Origin of the sequence: Variovorax paradoxus (assembly GCF_040544635.1) — a bacterium.
Classification (GTDB): Bacteria; Pseudomonadota; Gammaproteobacteria; order Burkholderiales; family Burkholderiaceae_C; genus Variovorax; species Variovorax paradoxus_R.
This window is the reverse complement of the sequence record NZ_JBEPKJ010000006.1, coordinates 166,269-182,701: the sequence shown is the minus strand read 5'-3', so window position 1 is coordinate 182,701 and position 16,433 is coordinate 166,269. Positions and strand designations below refer to the sequence as shown.

18 protein-coding genes are annotated in these 16,433 nt (G+C 66.6%); 8 read left to right on the top strand and 10 right to left on the bottom strand.

The genetic code is table 11. The annotated features are described in order from the left end of the window. Positions 1–134: 134 nt before the first annotated feature. The gene (locus ABIC94_RS12310) at positions 135–686 is read right to left on the bottom strand and encodes an OmpA family protein (RefSeq protein ID WP_354373286.1); all 552 of its coding nucleotides are present in this window, start codon (positions 684–686) and stop codon (positions 135–137) included. A gap of 123 nt (positions 687–809) precedes the next feature. Between ABIC94_RS12310 and ABIC94_RS12305 the strand changes: the two genes are divergently transcribed. Together ABIC94_RS12305 and ABIC94_RS12300 are read left to right on the top strand one after the other, a co-directional pair. Beyond that, complete coding sequence (locus ABIC94_RS12305; RefSeq protein ID WP_354373285.1) at positions 810–1,559, top strand: gamma-glutamylcyclotransferase; 750 nt, start codon at positions 810–812, stop codon at positions 1,557–1,559. Next, positions 1,556–2,098: a superoxide dismutase family protein gene (locus tag ABIC94_RS12300; protein WP_354373284.1), complete on the top strand. Its 543-nt coding sequence runs from the start codon at positions 1,556–1,558 to the stop codon at positions 2,096–2,098. Before ABIC94_RS12305 ends, ABIC94_RS12300 begins: the two co-directional genes overlap by 4 nt. 4 nt (positions 2,099–2,102) lie before the next feature. On the opposite strand, the gene ABIC94_RS12295 is transcribed toward ABIC94_RS12300, so the two are convergent. Beyond that, entirely contained in the window at positions 2,103–2,678 is a 576-nt protein-coding gene (locus tag ABIC94_RS12295) for a nucleotidyltransferase family protein (RefSeq protein ID WP_354373283.1), read from the bottom strand. A gap of 37 nt (positions 2,679–2,715) precedes the next feature. Between ABIC94_RS12295 and pdxH the strand changes: the two genes are divergently transcribed. Further along, positions 2,716–3,387, top strand: coding sequence for a pyridoxamine 5'-phosphate oxidase (gene pdxH / locus ABIC94_RS12290; RefSeq protein WP_354373282.1), 672 nt, complete (start codon positions 2,716–2,718; stop codon positions 3,385–3,387). A 6-nt stretch (positions 3,388–3,393) separates the two neighbouring features. Here pdxH and ABIC94_RS12285 read toward each other — a convergent pair whose 3' ends face one another. Then, the gene (locus ABIC94_RS12285; protein WP_354373281.1) at positions 3,394–4,596 is read right to left on the bottom strand and encodes an OmpA family protein; all 1,203 of its coding nucleotides are present in this window, start codon (positions 4,594–4,596) and stop codon (positions 3,394–3,396) included. Positions 4,597–4,620: 24 nt separating this feature from the next. Between ABIC94_RS12285 and ABIC94_RS12280 the strand changes: the two genes are divergently transcribed. Next, on the top strand, positions 4,621–4,998 hold the full coding sequence (locus tag ABIC94_RS12280; protein ID WP_354373280.1) for a hypothetical protein: 378 nt from the start codon (positions 4,621–4,623) through the stop codon (positions 4,996–4,998). Positions 4,999–5,128: 130 nt separating this feature from the next. On the opposite strand, the gene ABIC94_RS12275 is transcribed toward ABIC94_RS12280, so the two are convergent. The 4 genes from ABIC94_RS12275 to msrA all read right to left on the bottom strand — a co-directional run bounded on the left by ABIC94_RS12275 (position 5,129) and on the right by msrA (position 9,357). Beyond that, positions 5,129–6,079: an AEC family transporter gene (locus ABIC94_RS12275; RefSeq protein ID WP_354373279.1), complete on the bottom strand. Its 951-nt coding sequence runs from the start codon at positions 6,077–6,079 to the stop codon at positions 5,129–5,131. Positions 6,080–6,165: 86 nt separating this feature from the next. Next, entirely contained in the window at positions 6,166–8,274 is a 2,109-nt protein-coding gene (locus tag ABIC94_RS12270; RefSeq protein ID WP_354373278.1) for a TonB-dependent receptor, read from the bottom strand. 80 nt (positions 8,275–8,354) lie between these two features. Further along, positions 8,355–8,765: a hypothetical protein gene (locus tag ABIC94_RS12265; RefSeq protein ID WP_354373277.1), complete on the bottom strand. Its 411-nt coding sequence runs from the start codon at positions 8,763–8,765 to the stop codon at positions 8,355–8,357. Positions 8,766–8,802: 37 nt separating this feature from the next. After that, positions 8,803–9,357 (bottom strand): peptide-methionine (S)-S-oxide reductase MsrA, encoded by a 555-nt coding sequence (msrA, locus tag ABIC94_RS12260; RefSeq protein WP_354373276.1) that lies wholly within the window; start codon positions 9,355–9,357, stop codon positions 8,803–8,805. 101 nt (positions 9,358–9,458) lie between these two features. Between msrA and ABIC94_RS12255 the strand changes: the two genes are divergently transcribed. The 4 genes from ABIC94_RS12255 (at position 9,459) to ABIC94_RS12240 (ending at position 12,822) form a co-directional block, all read left to right on the top strand. Beyond that, the gene (locus ABIC94_RS12255; protein ID WP_354373275.1) at positions 9,459–10,136 is read left to right on the top strand and encodes a TetR/AcrR family transcriptional regulator; all 678 of its coding nucleotides are present in this window, start codon (positions 9,459–9,461) and stop codon (positions 10,134–10,136) included. Positions 10,137–10,225: 89 nt separating this feature from the next. Continuing rightward, the gene (locus ABIC94_RS12250; protein ID WP_354373274.1) at positions 10,226–10,903 is read left to right on the top strand and encodes a protein-L-isoaspartate O-methyltransferase family protein; all 678 of its coding nucleotides are present in this window, start codon (positions 10,226–10,228) and stop codon (positions 10,901–10,903) included. A 14-nt stretch (positions 10,904–10,917) separates the two neighbouring features. Beyond that, complete coding sequence (locus ABIC94_RS12245; RefSeq protein WP_354373273.1) at positions 10,918–11,256, top strand: rhodanese-like domain-containing protein; 339 nt, start codon at positions 10,918–10,920, stop codon at positions 11,254–11,256. Between the two features lie 21 nt (positions 11,257–11,277). Further along, complete coding sequence (locus ABIC94_RS12240) at positions 11,278–12,822, top strand: TolC family outer membrane protein (protein WP_354373272.1); 1,545 nt, start codon at positions 11,278–11,280, stop codon at positions 12,820–12,822. 42 nt (positions 12,823–12,864) lie between these two features. Here ABIC94_RS12240 and ABIC94_RS12235 read toward each other — a convergent pair whose 3' ends face one another. The 3 genes from ABIC94_RS12235 to ABIC94_RS12225 form a co-directional block, all read right to left on the bottom strand. Continuing rightward, entirely contained in the window at positions 12,865–13,179 is a 315-nt protein-coding gene (locus ABIC94_RS12235; RefSeq protein ID WP_354373271.1) for a hypothetical protein, read from the bottom strand. A 399-nt stretch (positions 13,180–13,578) separates the two neighbouring features. Beyond that, positions 13,579–14,955 carry a 3-deoxy-D-manno-octulosonic acid transferase gene (locus ABIC94_RS12230; protein ID WP_354373270.1) on the bottom strand — a complete coding sequence of 459 codons (1,377 nt, stop codon included), beginning with the start codon at positions 14,953–14,955 and terminating at the stop codon, positions 13,579–13,581. 5 nt (positions 14,956–14,960) lie between these two features. Then, positions 14,961–16,343, bottom strand: coding sequence for a phosphomannomutase/phosphoglucomutase (locus ABIC94_RS12225; RefSeq protein ID WP_354373269.1), 1,383 nt, complete (start codon positions 16,341–16,343; stop codon positions 14,961–14,963). Between the last annotated feature and the right edge of the window lie 90 nt (positions 16,344–16,433).

Sequence of the window (16,433 nt, the reverse complement as noted above, 5' to 3'; positions counted from 1 at the left end):
CAACTGGCCACTGTCACTTTTGCGACCTTCGACTTGGAAGTCAATGGTACCAAGACAGCAGAACAAGGCCGATCGAAAACGGCCACCCCGGCAATACGAATTTACATCCGCGCGCCAACTTGAGCCAACGGTGCTCAATCGATGAGCTTGACCTCGACGCGGCGCGCCTCGGCGTTGTTGCCTGAACCTGCGGTGACGGCGGGCCTTTGCAGATCGACCTTGCCGGCCGGCACACCCAGGCCTACCAGCACGTCACGGACCATCTCGGCGCGTTTCTTGGCGAGTTGCTCGTTGATGGCCGCATCGCCGGTGGTGTCATGAAAGCCCGACACCACGGCCTTGCGCCCGCTCTCCACGCCCTTGATGACGGCAGCCAGCGCCTCCGCGGCACCCGGTGCGAGATCTGCGCTGCCAGTTGCGAAATAGAAGTTCACCACGCCGTCGGCCACGCGAATGCTGGCCCCGTCGGGAATCACGACAGTGACCGTTTCGGTGACCTCGGCCACGGTGGTGGTGGGCGCCGGCGCCGCGGGGGCCGCTGCAACCGCAACGGCGGGCCTGGCCTTTGTTGCCGAGTTCTTGCCCTTGTGCCAGAACGCAACGCCCAGTACGAAGGAGATCACCAGCGCAATCAGTATCACGAGAAACCCGAGGGCAAATTTCTGCTGGCTGTCGTCTTCATTCATGGGTCGTAGTACTCCGTAGGGAAGCGGTCGGTAAATAATGGTGCGGTGAACCATGATCGCCAAATTGTAGGCTCCGGTCCTTCGGGCCCGGGCCCCGATCCCGGACCGCCGGGGTGGGACCCGATGCTCCGGCCGTTGCGCGACCCGCAGCCGATGCTCGAACAGGCCATCGCCGATTGGGGTGGCCGCGAGGATCTTTGGCTCTTCGGCTACGGCTCGCTCATATGGCGCCCCGAGTTCGACTTTGCCGAGCGGCGCTTTGCCTGGGTGCACGGCTGGCATCGCGCCTTGAAGATGTGGAGCCGCATCAACCGCGGCAGCGTGCAGACGCCCGGCCTCGTTTTCGGCCTGCTGTCGGGCGGCAGTTGCCGCGGCATGGTGTTCCGGGTGCCGGCGGCCCACGGCCTTGAAACCTTGCGCAGGCTCTGGCTGCGCGAAATGCCGACCGGCGTGTACGACCCCAAGTGGCTGAAGTGCACCACGCCTGAAGGGCCCGTGCGTGCGCTTGCCTTCACGCTCTCGAGGCGCAGCCCCAATTTCACGGGCGAACTCAGCGACGACCGCTACCGCCACATCTTCACCCACGCCGTGGGCCGCTACGGCAGCTCGCTCGACTACGCCCGCCAGACCCTGCTGGAACTGCGCCGGCATTCGATCCACGATGCGGCGCTGGCGCGGCTGGTGGCGCTGGCGCACGAGAAGCAAGAACAGCTGGAGCGACAGGAGCAGCGGGAACAACAAGAGCAATCCGGGACGGTGGCCGATTGCGGCGCACCCTCCGCTCCGGTATATGTTCCGGGGTCTCCGGACAAGAAAACTTCTTCCCCTTCTTTTTCTTTCCAACAATCCTCTGGACCGTCCAAAAAACCATGAACCATCGTCTTTCGATCGCCTCCGGCACCGCCCTTCTCGCCAGCGCCCTGCTTTCAGCCTGCGGCGGCATGATGGGCGGCAAGCCGAGCGCGGCCGCCGAACTGATGCCCACCACGGCAATCTCGCCCAACCCCACACGCGGCACGGTGACCTTCACCGCGCTGGACCATGGTGTGCGCGTGGCCGGCGAAGTGCGCGGCCTGGCACCTGGCAGCGAGCACGGTTTCCACATCCATGAAAAGGGCGACTGCGCCGACAACGGCAACGCCTCGGGCGGCCACTTCAATCCGGCGGGCGGCACGCACGGCAAGTTCAGCGCCCCGGGCAGTCATGCCGGCGAACTTCCGAGTCTCGTGGCGGACGCCAGCGGCGTGGCGCGCTTTCGCGTCGACGTTCATTCGATCTCGCTGACCGAAGGCGCCCCCAACAACGTGGTGGGCCGCACGCTCGTCGTGCACCGCGATCGCGACGATTTCACGACCCAGCCGGCCGGCAATTCCGGCCCGCGCACCGCGTGCGCGGTGATTGCGCGGCGTTGATCGGTTAGCTAGCCGAAGTCGCCGAGCGCTCCCGCCACAGGACCTCGGCGCGCGCCAGCGCCTCGGGCGTGTCGATGTCGGTCACGATGCCGACGTCGTCCACCACAAGGTCGGCAACCGCATCGATGGCGCGCATCGCCTTCAGGATGGACGCCGCGCCGAAGTTTCCCTGCAGCGCCGCGAGCTGCGCGCGGCATCCCGCCGCAAAGCCCACGGGGTGGCCACGCTCGCCCTTGTATTGCGGCTGCGCCGCGCATACGCGGCCGGAGAGCGCCCCCGCCACCGCGCGCAATGTTTCGGGGCGCACCAGCGGCAAGTCGCCCGGCAGGATCAACCAGCCGGCGGCGTCGGGCGTGGCGCGCACCGCGGCGGCAATCGAATCGCCCATACCCGGGTGGCCGGCATCTTCAAGGCGCCATGGCAGGCCGCTGGCGCGGACGGCGTCCAGCGTGCGTTCGAGCAGCGGCTTGCCCGCAAGCAGCGCTTGCAGCTTGGAGCCCACGCCGCCCGCCGCAATGAAACGCTCGCCCCGGCCCGAAGCCAGCACGATCACCAACGCAGAATTCGCCTTTGTCGCCATGGGCCGAGTATGTCCGCGGAATGGCGTTCGGCAATGCATGCGCAACAATGTCGGCATGACCTCTTCTCCAACCAACGAAACGTTGGCCGCGCTGCGCAAGAGCTACGAGCGGGCCGAACTCGGCGAAACCCACAGCGCCGACGATCCGCTGAAGCAGTTCGAACGCTGGCTCGGCGAAGCCATCGGCGCCCAGGTGCCGGAGCCCAACGCCATGACTCTGTGCACCGTGGGCAGCGACTTGCGGCCTTCGAGCCGCATCGTGCTCATCAAGGGCTACGACGCGCGCGGCATCGTCTGGTACACCAACTACGAAAGCCGCAAGGGGCGCGAACTCTCGGGCAATCCTTATGCGGCCTTGCAGTTCCATTGGGTCGAACTCGAACGCGTGGTGCGCATCGAGGGCCGCGTGGAAAAAGCCAGCGCCGAAGAAAGCGATGCCTACTTTGCCAGCCGTCCGCTCGACTCGCGCATCGGCGCCTGGGCCAGCCCGCAAAGCGAAGTGATCAGCGGCCGCGACGTGCTGGTGAAGAACGCCGCCATGGCCGCCGCCAAGCACCTGCTCTCGCCTCCGCGCCCGCCGCATTGGGGCGGCTACCGGCTCGTGCCTGATCGCTGGGAATTCTGGCAAGGCCGCAAGAGCCGGCTGCACGACCGGCTGCGCTACCGGTTCGAAGGCGGCGGCTGGGTGCGTGAACGCCTCGCGCCCTGAGCTTCGTCAAGCCTCGCAGGCTGCGACCTTGAATTCGACGCGGCGGTCGAGCGCATCGCTTGCATCGTCCGCCCCCGTGCCCACGATGTTCTCGCGAAACCCCATGCCGGATTCGCGCAGCTTTCTCGACAGCGGCGGCGCCTCGCCCACCAGCCGGGTCTTCACGCTCACGGCGCGCTGAAGCGACAGGCGCTCGTTGACCGACTCCGAACCGGTGCGGCTCGTGTGGCCCGTGACCACCACGCATGAATCGATCTGCGCGGCCTGGCGCGCGATCTGCCGCAGCCACATCGGGTAGGCGGCGCTGATCTTCGGGTCGGCCAGGAAGTCGGTCGAGCCGGGCTTGAACAGGAACTTCACGCTCAGGTTGTTGGTTTCCAGCCCAAGCCGCGCAAGGGTGCCGAAGGTTTTTTCCGCATCGGCCGCGCGGCCTAGATGCGCTTGCGTGAGGTACAGGCCGCTGTAGATGCGCAGCTGCTGGCCATCGGGCCGGCGCGAGGCGGCTTCGTAACGGCTGAGCGCTTCGCTCATGCGGCCCGCTTCGTAAGCCGCGGTGGCTTCCTGCAGCACGGTCGAAGTCGGCAGGCGCTCCAGGTACAACGCATCGGCGGCTTGCCCGGGCTGCGTTTCGGCGGTGCGGATATAGCCTTCCACGCCGCGGTCCTTGCCGTTCACCGGGCTGTCGCGAAAGAAGGCCGTCGGCCGCGTGTCGAGCGTCGCATCGCTGACGCGCGCCACCGATTGCGCAATGACCACCCCGCTCTTGATTTCAGTCAGTGCCAGGTTCAGGCGATAGCGCCCTTCGGCCGCATCCTTGTCGCGCACCAGCGTGCCGTTCAGCACGTACTGCGCACGCTCGATCTCGGCGTTGTTGAACGGCGTGACGGTGAACTGCTTGAACTGCGACTGCATGCGCTGGACGATGCGCTGCTCGGCCACCCGCGTCACCTCGGTCTGCTGGCCGCTCGAGCCTTCGAGCAGCGGGTCGATCACGATGCGGCTCTGCTTGATGGTCGACTCCACCTTGGCGAGAAAGGCCGGGAGCTTCTGCGTCTGCACGATCAGGTCGTCCACGGCCTGGTTGACGGCCTGATCGAAAGGCATGGCGTTGCCCGGCGCCGGCCGATGCGCGCACGCAGCGCAGAGCACCGCGGCGCACAGTGCGAACACGCGCAGCGTGGTCCCGATGGGATGGGTGGTCTTCATCATCAGCATTGGCTCCTCAAGATCTTCATGTCTTCATCCGACAGCGGCTCGCCCACCGCTGCGCGCATGTTGATTTCGCTGCAGCGCCTGGAGAGCGGCGGCCTTTTGGGGGCCGCGGCCTTCTCCACTTCCGGTACCGGCGGGGACGGCGGCTGTACAGCCACGGCCACTGCCTGCGGCCTGGGCTTAGGGCCTGGCCGCGTTGCCGCAACAGGCGCCGGCCTGGGCTCGGCCGGCTTGGCTGCCGGCGGCGACGCTGGGGCCGACTCCCGCGGCACGCCGGCCGAAAGGCACGGCGTTCTGCACGGCTTCGTATCGGCCGTCGCCGGCAGGGCGGCACAGCACAGCGCGACCACCATCGCGATCGGCGCCATGGCGGAAAACGGCGAAAACCGCGCCTGGTAAATCATCAGCCGGCAAATGTAGAGCGACAGGCGCCGCTCGCCATCTCGCCAAACGGCCACCCTGCCGAACGGCATAGGCGCCCCGTTGCGGGACGTCCGCTGCTTCGATAGCCCGAAAGGCTACGAAAGCTTCAAGGAAGCCACTGCACCAGGGTCATCACCAGCGTGAGCGTGGCCAGCGCGAGCACTGTCGACACCGCGACGCTGGCCGTCACCATGTTTTCGGCCGTGCGGTAGCGCTGCGAAAAGAGAAAGACGTTGGCGCCGATGGGCAGCGCCGCCGCCACCACCATCACGGTGAGCGGAATGCCGCGCACGCCCAGCAGCCAGCCGATGCCGGCCACGAGCAGCGGATGCAGCAGGTTCTTCACCAGCGACTGCACCATGGCGCCGCGCCAGTGCCGCCCGATGGGCGTCAACGCCAGCGTGATGCCCACCATCACGAGCGCCACCGGGCCGAACGCCTGCCCGAGCAGCATGATCGGCTTGTCGAGGAACTCGGGCATCACGAGCCCCGTCTGCGCGAACAGCAGTCCCGCGATGATCGGCAGCGGCACGGGGTGGATGATGGCGTTGCGCAGCGCCCGCAACACGGTGCCCGACATGGAGCGCTTCGCATCCCCGCTCCCGCCCGCGTGCTCGCGCGCCACGGCCAGTTCGAGCACTACCGTGGCGCTCGTCAAGAGCACCAGCGAATGCAGCGAGATCAGCGTGAGCAGCACCACCATGCCCTGCTCGCCATAGGCGAGGCCGACCAGCACGATGCCGATCATCACGGTGTTGCTGTAGGTATTGGCCAAGGCAAGGACCGCGGCCGTGCGGTTGAATCCGCGCAGCGCCAGGGTGCCCGCGAACAACAGGCCCGAGGCGATGAAATATGCCGCCACGGGCTTGAGGCTCAGCTCTTCCACATGCACCGTGCTCATCGCGCGAAACAGCAATGCTGGCGCAAGCAGCAGGAAGATCAGGTTGGAAAGATCCTTGACGGCGTTGCCGCCGATCCAGCGGCGTCGGCCGGCCAGGTAGCCTGCTGCGATCAGGACGACGACGGGCAGCAACGAAGAAATGACGAACGGGTTCACCCCGTCGAGGATAGCCGAGGGTGCATTCCGTTCACCCCACCCGCTCCTCCACGAGGAGAAGAGCGGGCTCGGCTGCCTTCACGTCTTCAGAACGTCACGCGCAGGCCGACCTTCAGCGAACGTCCCGGCAGCGGCGCGTTCGGGTACACCGTTGTCGTCAGGATCGACGTCGGGCTGTAGGCCAGCTTGTTCGTGATGTTGTCGATGCGCGCATACCAGGTGAGGTTGGCGCGCTGCACCTTCATCCGATAAGTGACGGCGGCATTCCACAGCGTGTAAGAGTCGGTCTCGCGCGCGCCCACGCTAGGCACCCGGCGCTGCGCCGCGTTGTAGTCGAAGCCCAGGCGCGCGCCCCAAGGGCCGTTGCCATAGGCCAGCGTGGCGCCCAGGCGCAACGGTGCAATGCGCGGCAGCGGCTCGCCGGTGTCGAGGTTCTTGGCCCGCACGATGTCGCCGCGCCATTCCAGGTCGAGCGTCGAGGCATCGGCCATCCGCGCGAAACCGTCGGTGCCCAACAGGCGCAGGTTGCCACTCGCCTCGATGCCGGTGAAACGCGCGCGCACGCCGTTGTAGGCGTACTCGGCCAAGGTGTCGGTCGCCTCGGGATCGGTCACCACCTGGCCTTCTTCGTCGAGCGTGCGGCCCGAAGCCGTCAGGCCGATGTAGTTGCGAAAGCGCGTGACATAGGCGTTGACCCGCGCGGTGTTGGCACCCGACTTCCATTGCGCGCCCAGGTCGAAGCCGGTCGACTTTTCCTTGTCGAGGTTCGGATTGCCGACCTCCCAGGCAGCCGTTGCCACGTGCGGGCCGTTGGCGAGCAGCTCGTAGTCTTTCGGTGCCCGCTCGGTATAGGCCAGGTTCGAGGTGAGCTGCCATTGCGGCGTCAGGTTCACCAGCGCACCCAGCGCCGCACTGTGCGGATTGAACGTGCGTTCGCCAACGGCAAAGCGCGTCACCGTCGGATCGTCCGGGTAGCCGAGCGAAGTGACGCGAACCTTCTCGGTGCGCGCGCCGAAGCTCAGCCGGCCCCAGGAGGTGCCCAGTTCTTCGTACATGAACAGTGCGTTGGAACGCGTGCGGCTGTGCGGCGCAAAGGCTTCCGAACCGTCCGCGGCGAAGCGGTTGGTTTCGCTGCTGAAACCGACCAGGCCTTCGAAGTTGCCGATCTTCCGGTGGCGAGCCTCGATGCGCAGGTCGTTGCTCATGTTCGAGAACGTGGTGCCGGCCTCGCCGCCTTCGAACTCCGTGTGGCGGTAGTCGGTGTGGCTGAGCTTGGCGTGAACGCTGCTGATGATGCCGCCCGGGCGCCATTCGCCTTCGATCGCATAGCGGTCGGACTTCATGCCGATGGTCACGTCGTCCTCGGCCACGGTGCCGTAGTTGCTGCGATAGGTGCTGGCCGAGGCGCCGATCCAGCCCCGATCGAAAAACAGCGTGCCGCCCACCGCGCCGCCGTGCGCCTCGTTGGCCGAATTGCAGATCTTGCGGGCCAGCGAGGGACGCCCAGGCTTGCTGCATTCCAGGTCGATGGGCACCGAGGCATCCTTGGAGTCGCGGTTGAACGCATCGACGTGCAGCGCGAAGCGGTCGTTGCCGCCCTCGAGCACCACGCCGCCGCTCTTTTCCTTGTTGCCGGAGGAAAAGCCCAGGTCGGCACGGCCGCCGAAGCCGTTGATCGGCTCGGTCGGAATGCGGTTGTCGATCACGTTGACCACGCCGCCCACGGCGCTGCCGCCGTACTGCAGCGCGGAGGGACCGCGCAGCACTTCGATGCGGTCGGTGACCAGCGCATCCACCGGCACGGCGTGGTCGTAGCTCAGCGCCGAAGCATCGGGAGCGCCGCCGCCGTTCTGCAGGATGCGAATGCGGTCGCCGTCCTGGCCGCGGATGATCGGCCGGCTCGCATTGGGGCCGAAGTAGCTGCTGCTCACGCCGGGCACGTTGTTGAGGGTTTCGCCGAGCGTCGATTCGGAGCGCATCAGGAGCTTTTCGCCCGAGAGCGTGGTGGTGGGTGCGATGAGGTCGGCCGCGCCCAGCGGATTGCCGGTGACGGCAATCTCAGGCAGGGTGGCCGCGGCCGCTTCGGCCGGTTGCGCCTGTGGGGCCGGCTGCGGCTGCGCCTGGGCCATGGCCGCGAAAGAAGCCAGCGAAAGAACGGCAGCGCCGATAGCGTTGCGACGGAAATTGGGAATCATGAAAGAGCACTCGTTGAATCAAGGGACGATCTGCCGCCACCCGCAAAGCGCGGGTGCGGCACACCGGAACACGGAGGGATTCAGCGAGTGGAAGGCGGGCCGCGCGCGTCGAACAGCGCAACCCAGCGGGCGATGGCCTCGCCCTGGAGATAGGCAAAGGTGGCCGACGGCAGCAGCACCGGCAACACCACCATGGGAACGCCCAATGCGCCCGAGCCGTGCGACAGCTGGTCGTACAGCCGGCATTCGGCATCGGTGTGATCGCCGAACAGGCTGGCAATGCCGTGAGACACGTGCGATGCGTGCCCGCCCGAATCGTCATGATGGCCGACCTGCGCGGCTGCCGTTGCCTGCGCAAGACCGGTCACGTGCAGCGACCGGTGAATCAGCCCCAGCGTGCCCGCGAACCACAGCGCAATCACCAGCGCGATGGCGATCGCGCGGGTCGACAAGATCGACCGATGCGGAACCTGGCTGGCGATGATGTGCACGGGAAACGGGGCCTTGAACAATCGGGTCGGGCCTTGATCAGGCCTTCTTGACACGCGAGGCAAAGGTCTTCTGGAACTTCTCGACCTTGGGGCCGACCACGAAAGCGCAGTAGCCCTGGTTCGGGTTGTTCAGGAAGTAGTCCTGGTGGTAGGCCTCGGCGGTCGAATAGTTGGCGAGCGGCGCCACCTCGGTGACGACGGGAGCGCTGTAGGTCTTGCTGGCTTCTATTTCGCGGATGACCTCTTCGGCCACCTGCTTCTGGGCTTCGTTCGCGAAATAGATGCCGCTGCGGTACTGCGTACCGACATCGTTGCCTTGGCGGTTGAGCGTCGTGGGGTCGTGCACCACGAAGAAAATTTCGAGGATCTCGCGCAGGCTGATCTCTGCGGGGTCGAATTCCAGCTTGACGACTTCGGCGTGGCCGGTGCGGCCAGTGCAGACCTGCTCATAGGTCGGGTTGACCACCTGGCCGTTGCAATAACCCGACTCCACGTCCAGCACGCCCTGCACGCGGTCGAACACGGCCTCGGTGCACCAGAAGCAGCCCCCACCGAGCACGATGGTTTCGGTTTGCGACGATGAGGAAGACATGGGCTGCTCCGGCAGGTAGGAAAAAAGCGAACCCGATATTGTCGCGGCTTGACGGGCCGGATGCTGGTCACTACATTACTAACCCGCGAGTCATTAATCTCATGCCCTCCCCCCGTTCCTTTGTCGACAAGATCTGCCCGGTGCGCTCCAAACGCGAGCGCCGCAAGGAAGCGCGCCCCGGCGAACTGCTGGCGGCGGCGCTCGATCTTTTCGTCGAAAAAGGCTTTGCCGCCACCCGCGCCGAGGAAGTTGCGGCGCGTGCGGGGGTCTCCAAGGGCACGCTTTTTCTTTATTTTCCGAGCAAGGAAGAGCTCTTCAAGGCCGTGGTGGTCGAAAACCTCAGCGGCCGGTTTTCCGAATGGAACGAGGAGTTCGAGACCTTCGAGGGCACCTCGGCGGACATGCTGCGCTATTGCATGCGCGTCTGGTGGGAGCGGGTCGGCATGACCAAGGCCTCGGGCCTCACCAAGCTCATGATGAGCGAAGGCGCCAATTTTCCCGATCTGGCGGAGTTCTATCGCAAGGAAGTGATCCGGCCGGGCCATTCGCTGTTGCGGCGCATCCTGCAGCGGGGCATCGACAAGGGCGAGTTCGCGCCGGTCGACATCGACCACGCCATCTACTCGGTGGTGGCGCCCATGGTCTTCCTGATGCTGTGGAAGCACTCGGCCATGGTGTGCGTCGACGAAGACACCGCGCTCGACCCTGAAAAGTACATTGCCACCCAGGCCGAGACCGTGCTTTACGGCCTCACCCGTCGCCCGGAGGCCGCGGCATGAAGCGTGCATGGACGGCCCGGCTTCCGCGGGCGGGCGCGGCGAGACCTAAAATTGAAGGTTTGTCCTGAGCCCCACAAGGAAAAGCCCCAATGAACCCGACCCCCACCCTCGAGCGCTTGCGCTTCAACATGATCGAGCAGCAGATCCGGCCCTGGGATGTGCTGGACCTTGAAATTCTCGACCTGCTGGCTGCCATCCGGCGTGAAGACTACGTGCCGCCCGCGCATCGCGCGCTGGCTTTCTTCGACATGGAGCTCCCCCTGGGCGATGGCTCCGTTCCCGGCCAGGTCATGCTCTCGCCCAAGGTCGAGGCACGCATGCTGCAAGACCTGCATGTGCAAAAGCACGAGTCGGTGCTCGAGATCGGTACCGGGTCTGGCTTCATGGCCGCCCTGCTCGCCCATCGCGCAGCGCAGGTGCTGTCGCTCGAAATCGACCCCGTGCTGGCCGCCCGCGCCGCCGAAACGCTGCGCCAGAACGGCGTCGCCAATGTCGAGGTGCGCAACGCCGACGGCGCCGTGCCGCTGCCGAGCGGCCCGAGCTTCGACGTGATCGTGCTCAGCGGTTCCGTCGCCCGCATTCCGCAGAACCTGCTCGGCTCCCTCAAGGTGGGCGGCCGCCTTGCCGCCATCGTGGGCGACGAACCGATGATGCGCGCGCACTTCGTCACCCGCAGCAGCGAAAGCAAGTGGGACACCATCCAGCCGTGGGACACGGTGGCGCCGCGGCTGCTCAATTTCCCCGAGCCCTCGCGCTTCTCGTTCTGAACGGGCACCCTCGAATGATCGATCAAGTCCGCCCCGCCGATCTGGCAGCCTGGTTTGCCCAAAACCCCGGTGCGGCGCCCGTGCTGCTCGACGTGCGCGAGCCGTGGGAGCTGCAGACGGCGAGCGTCGCGCCCCAAGGCTTCACGCTGGTCGCCATCCCGATGAACGAAATTCCGGCCCGGCTTTCCGAACTCGACGAGGGCCAGCGCATTGCATGCCTGTGCCATCACGGCGCGCGCAGCCAGCGCGTGGCGGCTTTCCTGAGCCAGAACGGCTTTGCAGAGCTGGCCAACGTGGCCGGCGGCATCGACGCCTGGTCCGCACAGCACGACCCCGCCGTGCCGCGCTACTGATTCTTTCTTCAAGGACGTTCAATGCCTTCCAGGCCCAGGCTTTCGCCTCTTTCCGCAGCGCTCGCAAGTCTCTTTGCCACCCTGCTCGCACTGCCGGCCCAAGGCCAGACACTGAACGAACTCTACGAATCCGCACGCGGCTTCGACGCCACCTACCAGGGTGCGCGGGCCCAGTACGACGCGAGCGTGGCGCGCGCCGCGCAGGCCAAGGCGGGCATTCTTCCCGCCGTGGGGCTCACGGCCGGCGCCACGCGCAACAACCTCGACATCGACACGCTCACCGGCGCCGGCCGCGGTACGAGCACGCCGCGCGACTTCACCACGCAGAACGTCGGCATCAACGCCACGCAGCCGATCTACCGGCCCGCCAACTGGGCCACCTACGAGCAAGGCAAGCGCCAGGCCGAGATTGCCGAAGCGGTGCTCACCGCAGCCGAGCAGGACCTGATCGTCCGCGTGAGCCAGGCGTACTTCGACGTGCTCGCCAGCCAGGACAGCCTGGCGCTGGTGCGCGCGCAAAAGGTGGCGGTGGCCGAGCAGCTCGCATCGGCCAAGCGCAATTTCGAGGTCGGCACTTCGACCATCACCGACACGCGTGAAGCCCAGGCGCGCTACGACCTCGTCATTGCGCAGGAAATTGCCGCCGAGAACGACCTGCAGGTCAAGAAGATCATCCTCGACCAACTGGTCGGCCGCCCCGGCAGCGTGCCGGTGCCGCTCTCGCAGCCTGTGGTGCTGCCCACGGCCATGCCGGCCAATATCGAAGCCTGGGTGGCCCAGGCCGAAGAAGTGCACCCCTCCATCCGCCAGGCGCGGCTCGGCCTCGACGTGGCCGGCCTGGAAATCCGCAAGGCCGAGGCCGGCCACAAGCCCACGCTGGACGCCAACCTGGGCTACAACATCACGCGCAATCCGCACGGCACCAGCACCAGCACCGTGGGCACGCGCATCGATGCCGCGTCGGTGGGCGTGGTGTTCAACCTGCCGCTCTTCGCCGGCTTTGCCACCGAGAACCGCATCAAGGAAACGCTGGCGCTCGAAGACCAGTCGCGCAGCGTGCTCGACGGCACCCGCCGCAGCGTGGCGCAGGCCACGCGCGCGGCCTATCTGGGGCTGGTGTCCGGCGCGGGCCAGGTGAAGGCGCTCGAAGCCGCCGAGGCCTCGAGCCAGAGCGCGCTCGATGCCAACCGGCTGGGCTACCAGGTGGGCGTGCGCATCAACATCGACGTGCTCAACTCGCAGAGCCAGCTGTTCCAGACCAAGCGCGATCTCGCGCAGGCGCGCTACAACGTGCTGCTGGGCAACCTGAAGCTGCGACAGGCCAACGGCACGCTGACCGTGGAAGACATGAACGCGATCAACGCGACGCTGGCGAAGAACGGAAGCACGGCTTCGCCGCCATCGCCCGGCGAGCGCCTCCAGACTTCGCCTTCGACAACGGTGCCGGTCACTCCGCCCCCCATTCCCGTGGTGCCGCCGGTGCCGGTGCCGCCGTTCAATCCGCCAGCACCGACGATGCCTTCGGCACCGCCGCCGCCAGTCATCCTGAATCCGCCAACGCGCTAGAACGCCGCGAAGGGTGCGAGCCGCCGGATCCGCGCGGCTCCCTCAGAGCAACAGGTATTCCTTCGTGACGCTGGTGCACCCGCCGGCCGTGCGCATCAGGTACACATGACTTGTCGGGCTTGCCGCCAGCACGCCGATGCGCTGTCCGATGACGGGAACGCTGCCGGCTGCAGACCCGGCCTTCAGTGCATAGTCCTGGCACGACATGCGCCATACTTGGACGACTTCGTAGACGACGTCGCAGCCGCCCCGAATCGTGGGAGCGAAGGTGGCCGACACCAGATCGGAAACGCCCTCACGGGCACGCTCTATCGCCACGGTCCAGGCGCTGGCGTCGGGGGCCACCGGATGGCTCATCGAAAGAACCGCGTAAGAGCCCTCCGGCCCCGTGAGAAAAGGCCCGATCCGGCGCACGGCATTCAGACACGTGCCAAGGCCGGATTGAGCCGCCAGGCGTTGCAGCGTGCCTGGCTCCGGTACCTCTTGCGCCAGCGCCGGAGAGTTCAGGAAGCACCCGAGCAGCGCCGCGGCGATGGAACCCCTGGCGCCACTGCGAAGACAGGGCAAGAAGGGCAAGCACCCTCCAGATGCTGGCGGACCGCCAGCCGCAATGATCTTTTTCTCCACTGTCGCCCTCCTGAACAATCACGATGTCGCATTGTGGGAGGAGCGCCTTCGCGGCATTGGGCTTATTTCACGAAGCCATCGCCTCTTTCCTTCGGCGAAACAATCGTGAATTTTTAACTGTTTGCCAGGTCACTCCAGCGTTGGTTCTGCTCTGGAATCGTCCAGCGGCGCGCTTTCGGTGACCACGGGATCGGCGGCCTGTGCAATGGCCAGCACCGCCGCGGCAGTGCGTTCGGCCGCGCCGCGGTTCGACGACGAGAAAGCCAGCGCGGCCTGCGCCATGACGGCGCGGCGCTCGGGGTTCTCGACCAGCTTGAGGGCCGCGGTCACCGCCTGCTCCATGTTCTCGACACGCAGCGAGGCGCCGGCCGCGAGCGAAAGCTGCGCGGCCTCGGCAAAGTTGAAGGTCGACGGGCCCATGACCACGGGGCAACCGCACGCGGCGGGCTCGATGAGGTTCTGGCCGCCCAGCGGCTCGAAGCTTCCGCCGAGCAGCGCGACATCGGCAAGGCCGTAGTAAAGCGCCATTTCGCCGAGCGAGTCGCCGAGCCATATCTCGGCGTCGGTCGGCTCACCGGCGGCGCTGCGGCGCGCCACGGCAAAGCCTTGTGATTCGATCAGCGCGGCCACTTCGTCAAAGCGTTGCGGATGGCGCGGCACGATCATCCACTGCACGTCGTGCACGCGCTTGGCAATCGAACGAACCGCGCCCTGCTCCGGCGGCACAGGCGACGTGGCGCCGAAGCGCTTGAGCACGTCGAGCAGCATGCGCTCCTCGCCGTCGCGCGAGCTTGCGAGCACCACCATGGGCCGCGGCAGGCGTTCGCGCAGCGCCACGGCGGCGGAGAGCTGGCGCACGTCGGGCGAGGCGTCGAACTTGAGGTTGCCGTAGATGCCGGCCACCTTGGCGCCGAGGGACACGAGCCGGTGCGCATCGGCCTCGGTTTGCGCCCACACGGCGGCCAGCGCCGAATACGCGGGGCGCGCGAGCCAGCCAAGGCGCTCGGCCGCGGCCAGCGATTTTTCGTTGAGCCGCGCATTGGCGAGTACCAGCGGAATGCGGCGCTCGGCGCAGGCGGCGGCCATCTCGGGCCAGACTTCGGTTTCCATCAGCACGCCGATGCGCGGCTGAAAGCGATCGAGAAAACGCGCCACCGCGCCCGGCGTGTCCCACGGCTGCCACACCTGCGTGTCGCCGGGCTCGAGCAGCTTGGCGCCTTCTTCACGGCCCGTGGCGGTGCCGTGCGTGAGCAGGATCGGTATGCCCGGATACTGCCGCCGCAACTCCGCAATCAGGATGGCGGCCGCGCGCGTTTCGCCGAGCGAAACCGCATGCACCCAACACTGGCCCTCACCGGTGGTTTCGTCGTCGTAGTAGCCGAAGCGCTCTTCGACGGCCACGCCGTAGCCGGGCTCCGCCACCGCGCGGCGCCGCAGCTTGCGGCGAACCAGCGGTTGCACGACGGAGGTGAAGACGCCGTAGAGGCGCAGCAGCAGCGAACGCACGGGACTCAGTGCGACGCTTCGGCCAACGTCGCGTCGGCCTTGACGGTTCTGAGGAGCGCGAGCATTTCGGCTTCGATGCGCTTCAGGGCCGCATCGGTCTGGCCTTCGAAACGCAGCACCAGCACCGGCGTGGTGTTGGAAGCGCGAATCAAGCCGAAGCCGTCGGGCCAGTCGACGCGCAGCCCGTCGATGGTCGAGACCACGGCGGGTGCCGCGAAGCTCGCGCCTGCGACGAGTTTGTCGACCACCGCGTGCGGCTCGCCTTCGGCGCACTTCACGTTGAGTTCGGGGGTCGAGAAGCTCGTGGGCAGCGCGTTGAGCGTGTCGCTCGCGTTCGGCGTCTTGCTCAGGATCTCGAGCAGGCGGCAGCCCGCATAGGTGCCGTCGTCGAAACCGAACCAGCGCTCCTTGAAGAAGATGTGGCCGCTCATCTCGCCGCCGAGCGGCGAATCGATTTCCTTCATCTTGGCCTTGATGAGCGAATGGCCGGTCTTGAAGATCATCGGCTTGCCGCCCGCGGCCTCGATGGCCGGGCCCAGGCGCTGCGAGCACTTCACGTCGTACACGATGGTGCCGCCCGGCACGCGCGAGAGCACGTCTTGCGCAAAGAGCTGCATCTGGCGGTCGGGGAAGATGTTCTGGCCGTCTTTCGTGACGATGCCGAGCCGGTCGCCGTCGCCGTCGAAGGCCAGGCCCAGTTCGGCGTCGCCCGTGGCCAGTGCGGCCATCAGGTCCTTGAGGTTCTCGGGCCTGCTCGGATCCGGGTGGTGGTTGGGGAAGTCGCCGTCGACTTCGCTGAACAGCTCGGTCACTTCGCAGCCGATGGCACGGAAGATGGCAGGTGCCGAAGCGCCCGCAATGCCGTTGCCGGAATCGACCACGATCTTGAGCGGGCGGGCCAGCTTGATGTCGCCGACGATGCGTTTCACATAAGCATCGGTCACGTCGACGTTGCGCACGCTGCCGCCGGGTGCGAGCCTGGCGGTGCCTTCTTCCATGACCTTGCGCAGGCCCTGGATCTCGTCGCCATAGATCGCGCGCCCCGCCAGCACCATCTTGAAGCCGTTGTAGTCCTTGGGGTTGTGACTGCCGGTTACCTGGATGCCGCTGCTCGACAGCGTGTGGGCTGCGAAGTACAGCATGGGCGTGGTCACGGCGCCGACGTTGATGACCTCGATGCCCGTGGCAACAAGGCCCTTGATCAGTGCTTCGGCAAGCGCAGGGCCCGACAGACGGCCGTCGCGGCCCACCGCCACGGTTTTTTCACCGGCGGCGCGGGCGGCGCTGCCGAAAGCCCGGCCAAGCGCTTCGGCGACCTCGGCATCGAGCGTGACGGGCACCACGCCGCGAATGTCATAGGCCTTGAAAATCGACGCACTGAGTTGCATGAGAAGGCATTCCCTGTAGTTCTAAAGACCGAGCCATTGTAGGCAAGCAGTCTCGTGCCCACATGTCCGAAAACGGCCAGTTGAAACGAG

Coding starts and splice junctions, on each gene's coding strand:
- msrA (WP_354373276.1), bottom strand. CDS start 9,357: ATGTCTTCCTCATCGTCGCAAACCGAAACCATCGTGCTCGGTGGGGGC.
- ABIC94_RS12225 (WP_354373269.1), bottom strand. CDS start 16,343: ATGCAACTCAGTGCGTCGATTTTCAAGGCCTATGACATTCGCGGCGTG.
- ABIC94_RS12240 (WP_354373272.1), top strand. CDS start 11,278: ATGCCTTCCAGGCCCAGGCTTTCGCCTCTTTCCGCAGCGCTCGCAAGT.
- ABIC94_RS12280 (WP_354373280.1), top strand. CDS start 4,621: ATGTCTTCATCCGACAGCGGCTCGCCCACCGCTGCGCGCATGTTGATT.
- pdxH (WP_354373282.1), top strand. CDS start 2,716: ATGCGCAACAATGTCGGCATGACCTCTTCTCCAACCAACGAAACGTTG.
- ABIC94_RS12295 (WP_354373283.1), bottom strand. CDS start 2,678: ATGGCGACAAAGGCGAATTCTGCGTTGGTGATCGTGCTGGCTTCGGGC.
- ABIC94_RS12245 (WP_354373273.1), top strand. CDS start 10,918: ATGATCGATCAAGTCCGCCCCGCCGATCTGGCAGCCTGGTTTGCCCAA.
- ABIC94_RS12310 (WP_354373286.1), bottom strand. CDS start 686: ATGAATGAAGACGACAGCCAGCAGAAATTTGCCCTCGGGTTTCTCGTG.
- ABIC94_RS12235 (WP_354373271.1), bottom strand. CDS start 13,179: ATGAGCCATCCGGTGGCCCCCGACGCCAGCGCCTGGACCGTGGCGATA.
- ABIC94_RS12285 (WP_354373281.1), bottom strand. CDS start 4,596: ATGATGAAGACCACCCATCCCATCGGGACCACGCTGCGCGTGTTCGCA.
- ABIC94_RS12305 (WP_354373285.1), top strand. CDS start 810: ATGCTCCGGCCGTTGCGCGACCCGCAGCCGATGCTCGAACAGGCCATC.
- ABIC94_RS12255 (WP_354373275.1), top strand. CDS start 9,459: ATGCCCTCCCCCCGTTCCTTTGTCGACAAGATCTGCCCGGTGCGCTCC.
- ABIC94_RS12270 (WP_354373278.1), bottom strand. CDS start 8,274: ATGATTCCCAATTTCCGTCGCAACGCTATCGGCGCTGCCGTTCTTTCG.
- ABIC94_RS12300 (WP_354373284.1), top strand. CDS start 1,556: ATGAACCATCGTCTTTCGATCGCCTCCGGCACCGCCCTTCTCGCCAGC.
- ABIC94_RS12250 (WP_354373274.1), top strand. CDS start 10,226: ATGAACCCGACCCCCACCCTCGAGCGCTTGCGCTTCAACATGATCGAG.